This window comes from Microcystis sp. M53603_WE2 (assembly GCF_030065435.1).
The window spans coordinates 1-4,427 of record NZ_JASJFF010001392.1; the positions used below are offsets into that span (position 1 = coordinate 1).

Here is a 4,427-nt window from a genome sequence, read left to right on the forward strand (position 1 = left end):
CAATTCCCGGGCCGCGGTACTAAAGACACCCACCCGACAGACGCGTTCGAGAATTTCTACCCAGTTACGGGGGAAAGGAATGTGGCCCCAGCGCGCCATTTGGGTCATCATCCAGAGGTGTTCGGTACGACTGGGACGATTGACTCCATCCCCAAAGAACAGATGGTGTGCATATTCTTTCATCGGTTGATCGAGACTGCACGCGTAGGAGTTGGGATCACCTAGTTGGATATAATCTATATTGGTACTAAGGTACTGACGACTAGCGAGGATTTGACGAATTTCTTCCTGATTCCCTTCCTCGGCACAGTAGCGACAACCTTCCAGCAGTGCTTTAACTAAAGCGACGTGGGTATTAGGGTATTTATTGGCCCAATCTTCCCGGACTCCCAGGGCCTTACCCGGGTGGCCCTGCCAGATTTCTAAGTCGGTGGCGACGGTGTAACCGATACCTTCCATGGCGGACCTGAGATTCCAAGGTTCACCGACACAGTAACCGTCAATACTACCGGTTTTCAGGTCGGCTACCATTTGGGCCGGGGGAATAGTTTCGAGGTGAACGTCTTTATCGGGGTCAATTCCCGCTGCCGCTAACCAGTAACGTAGGAGCAAATTGTGCATCGAGGAGGGGTGAACAATGCCAAAAATATGGCGCTGATCCCTCGATTCCAATAGCATCTGTCTTAAGGCGTTACCGTCAATCACTCCCTCGTCATAGAAGCGTTTAGCGAGGGTGACACCGTTACCGTTACGAGTCATAGTCAGGGCGCTGACAATCGGCAAAGGTTGCTCCTGATAACCACCGACGGTTAACCAGGTGGGCATTCCTGAAGGCATTTGCGCCCCGTCGAGGAATCCCCCCGCGATCCCGTCCACAACGCCTCGCCAACTGGTTTCCCGGACCAAATTCACCTCATCTAGACCATGTTTAGTGAAGAATCCCTTTTCTTTGGCCACTGCTAGGGGCGCGCAAGCGGTGAGGGGAACAAAACCGATTTCTAGATTGACTTTTTCTAAACCGTGACGGGCAATTACTTCGACTTTGCGAGCGCGTAGTTTTTTGATCCGTTTTTGTTGGTTGAGGAAATAGATAATTTCACTCCGGAGACTGTAGTAACTGGGGTGTTCCACCACTTCCATGCGTTTGCGGGGACGGGGGATATCCACTTCCAAAATACCGCCAATTTTTGAGCCGGGGCCGTTGGTGAGCATGACGATGCGATCGGATAATAGCACCGCTTCATCCACATCGTGCGTCACCATTACCGAGGTCATTTCGTATTCTTCGCACAGCTGCATTAACTGTTCCTGTAGATTACCTCTAGTCAGGGCATCTAACGCGCCAAAGGGTTCGTCTAAAAGCAGCACTTTCGGACGGATGGCTAGGGCGCGAGCGATCGCTACCCGTTGTTTCATCCCCCCCGATAATTCGTTGGGACGTTTATCCACTGCATGACGAAGATTGACCAGATCGATATATTTTTCGACTTCAGCTTTTCTTTCGTCTTCTGATAGTTGGGCGAGAACTTGATCGACGGCCAGAGTAATATTTTCTTTGACAGTTAACCAGGGCAAAAGGGAATAGTTTTGGAAGACTACCATGCGATCAGGTCCCGGTTTTTTAATGCTTTGACCTTGCAAAGTCACCACTCCTTCCGTGGGCAAATCTAAACCAGCGATCATGTTTAAGAGGGTTGATTTTCCGCAACCAGAGTGACCGATGAGGGAGATAAATTCCCCTTTTTTTATCTGTAAGTCAATCCCTTTCAAGGCCACATATTCACCGCCACTACTGAGGGGGAATACTTTATCGATGTTATCGACAGCGACAAACAAACTCATAGTTTTTTCTCCTTAAATTTGCTCAAGTTTCAGTTATTTAGAAATGGGGAAAGTTTCCCCATTTATTCCCTATTGACGAACGATTTGATTTTGCAACCAAGCCATAAAGCGATCGAGTAATAAACCCACACCACCGATATAAAACAGCGCGAGAATAATATCGCTGATGTAGTTATTTTGGTAGGCATCCCAGATAAAGAAACCGATACCGACGATACCCGACATAACGATTTCAGCCGCGATAATCGCTAACCAAGCTAAACCGATCGCAATTCTCAAACCGGTGAAGATGTAGGGAAGTGCTGAGGGAATTAATATCTTGAAGAAGAATTTTTTGCTGGACAATTGCAAGACTTGTTTAACGTTGATATAGTCTTGGGGAATTTGTTGGACACCGACGGTGGTATTAATCAAAATCGGCCAAACTGCGGTAATAAAGATCACGAATAAAGCAGCAGGTTGGTTTTGTTGTAAAGCGGCCAAAGATAGGGGAACCCAAGCAAGAGGAGGAACTGTTCTCAGGAATTGGAAAAGGGGATCGAGGGCCTTATTTAAGAAAGAATTTAAACCGACCATAATCCCAACGCCAATACCAACCACTGCGGCAAAAGAATAACCGATTAATACCCGTTGCAGACTCGCTAAAGTTTGCCAGAATAGTCCCTTATCAATGCCCCCACGATCAAAGAAAGGATACATTAAATAGGTACGAGTCCGTTCATTGGTGATTAGGTCGGATGGGGGGGGTAATTTGATTAATCCCAGCATCGAGACTAATTGCCAAACAATCAGAAAACCCAGGGTACCGATAATAGGGGGAAGAATGTCTTGGGAATGCTTTTTCCAGAATTTACCGAAGTTGAAACCACCTTTACCTGTTCTGCTGACGCTACTTGCCATTTTGCCGTTTTCCTTTGTTGAAGATAAAGTTACTTGATTGGGGAGAGAAGAAAACACTTTTGGGATTAATAGACTAGATATTTTATGCCCCTAGCCTATCGAGAAAAGCTCGCTATTTTTTAATTGCCAAACTATCGAGATAAGCTTGGGGATTAGCGGGGTCAAAAGTTTTGCCGTCGAAGAATTTTTCGACACCGCGGGAGGTACTGGTGGGAATATCGGCCGCAGGAACTCCTAATTCTGTAGCTGCCGCTTTCCAAAGATCCTCGCGGTTAACTTTGTCGATTAATGCTGAGGCAGTGGTTAAAGTTTCTTTCGGCAAGAAACCCCAACGAACACTTTCGGTTAAAAACCAGAGATCATGACTCTTGTAGGGATAGGAAACGCTACCGGCGGGATCTTTCCAGTAGAAAACCCCTTTATTTTTGTCGGTGATTTCCGGTTTGCCGTCACCCATTTTCTGCATTCCTTTGAGGGGACCGGCGATAATTTCTTCTTTGAGGTTGAAATAAGCCGGTTTAGCGAGAATTGCCGCCGCTTCTGCCCGATTTGCCTCTTGATCGAGCCATTGCTGCGCTTCCATAATTCCTTTTAATAGGGCCTTGGTGGCTTTCGGGTTTTTATCCACCCAATCGGCGCGGATAGCGAGGTATTCTTCCGGGTGATAGGGCCAGATTTCTGCGGTTAAAGCTGACATAAAACCGATCTGATCAGCCACAATTCTCGCCGGCCAAGGATCGCCGGTACTAAACGCATCCATGGTTCCGGTTTTCATGTTGGCCACGGTTTGGGCTGCGGGTACGGCAATTAGGTTAATATCCGTATCGGGGTTAATACCACCGGCGGCTAACCAGTAACGAATCCAGAAGTCCTGATTAGCTTTCGGGAAAGTATAGGCAGCTTTGAAGGGAGTTCCCGTCGTTTTCATGCCGAGGATGTAATCTTTGGCGGGTTTTAGGTCTAAACCGATATTTTTGCCTTCGTGTTTACCTGCGATCGCAATTCCGTTACCCTGGGTGTTTAACTGCGCTAACACATACATGGGGACTTTAACGTTATTTTTGGTGATTAGTCCCTCGGAAATTAGGTAAGGCATGGGCATTTGCCACTGTCCCCCGTCAATTCCGCCCGCATCTGCGCCAATTTCGACGTTATCTCTAGCGGAACCCCAGTTTGCTTGTTTGGAGACTTCCACATCGGGCATCCCGTGTTTGGCGAAAAAGCCTTTTTCCTTGGCAATAATTAAGGGTGCGGCCTCAACGATAGGAATATAACCTAATTTAATTTTGGTGGTTTCAGGAGCTTGTTCCGGGGCGATGGCGACGGGAGAAGCAACCGGGGAAGCGGGCGCGGTGGTGGTGGTTCCACCCGTAGTGTCGGGGGGATTACCAACACAACCTTTGAGGACAACAGCCCCTGCCGCTGAAACTGCCGCCGTGGTTAAAAATTTCCGTCTCGAAAAATTTGACATAGAATCTCCTACCTGCTTGCTAAAGCAAATATGTGTGCTGAATTATGGGTAAAGGAATCCCTCGCTAAACTTCCCTTCTAGCCTGTGCTATAGAAATTTAGCTATGGAATATTGAATCTCGATTGAACTTACTAAATAAGTCTAGCGGAATTTGGAAAAAATAATTAATCCGAGCGAGAATTTTATTTACAAAAATTTAATTCGATTGATAAGA

The 4,427-nt window shown here is 47.0% G+C and carries 3 protein-coding genes; all 3 read right to left on the reverse strand.

Going from position 1 to position 4,427, the window contains the following annotated elements; genetic code table 11:
- On the reverse strand, positions 1 to 1,842 hold a 1,842-nt coding region (locus PX481_RS29250; RefSeq protein WP_288097481.1), incomplete at its 3' end, for an ABC transporter ATP-binding/substrate-binding protein.
- 69 nt (positions 1,843 to 1,911) lie between these two features.
- Positions 1,912 to 2,742 carry a nitrate ABC transporter permease gene (gene ntrB, locus PX481_RS29255; protein ID WP_288026624.1) on the reverse strand — a complete coding sequence of 277 codons (831 nt, stop codon included), beginning with the start codon at positions 2,740 to 2,742 and terminating at the stop codon, positions 1,912 to 1,914.
- 112 nt (positions 2,743 to 2,854) lie between these two features.
- Positions 2,855 to 4,213, reverse strand: a complete 1,359-nt coding sequence (locus PX481_RS29260) for a CmpA/NrtA family ABC transporter substrate-binding protein (RefSeq protein WP_288097484.1) — start codon at positions 4,211 to 4,213, stop codon at positions 2,855 to 2,857.
- Between the last annotated feature and the right edge of the window lie 214 nt (positions 4,214 to 4,427).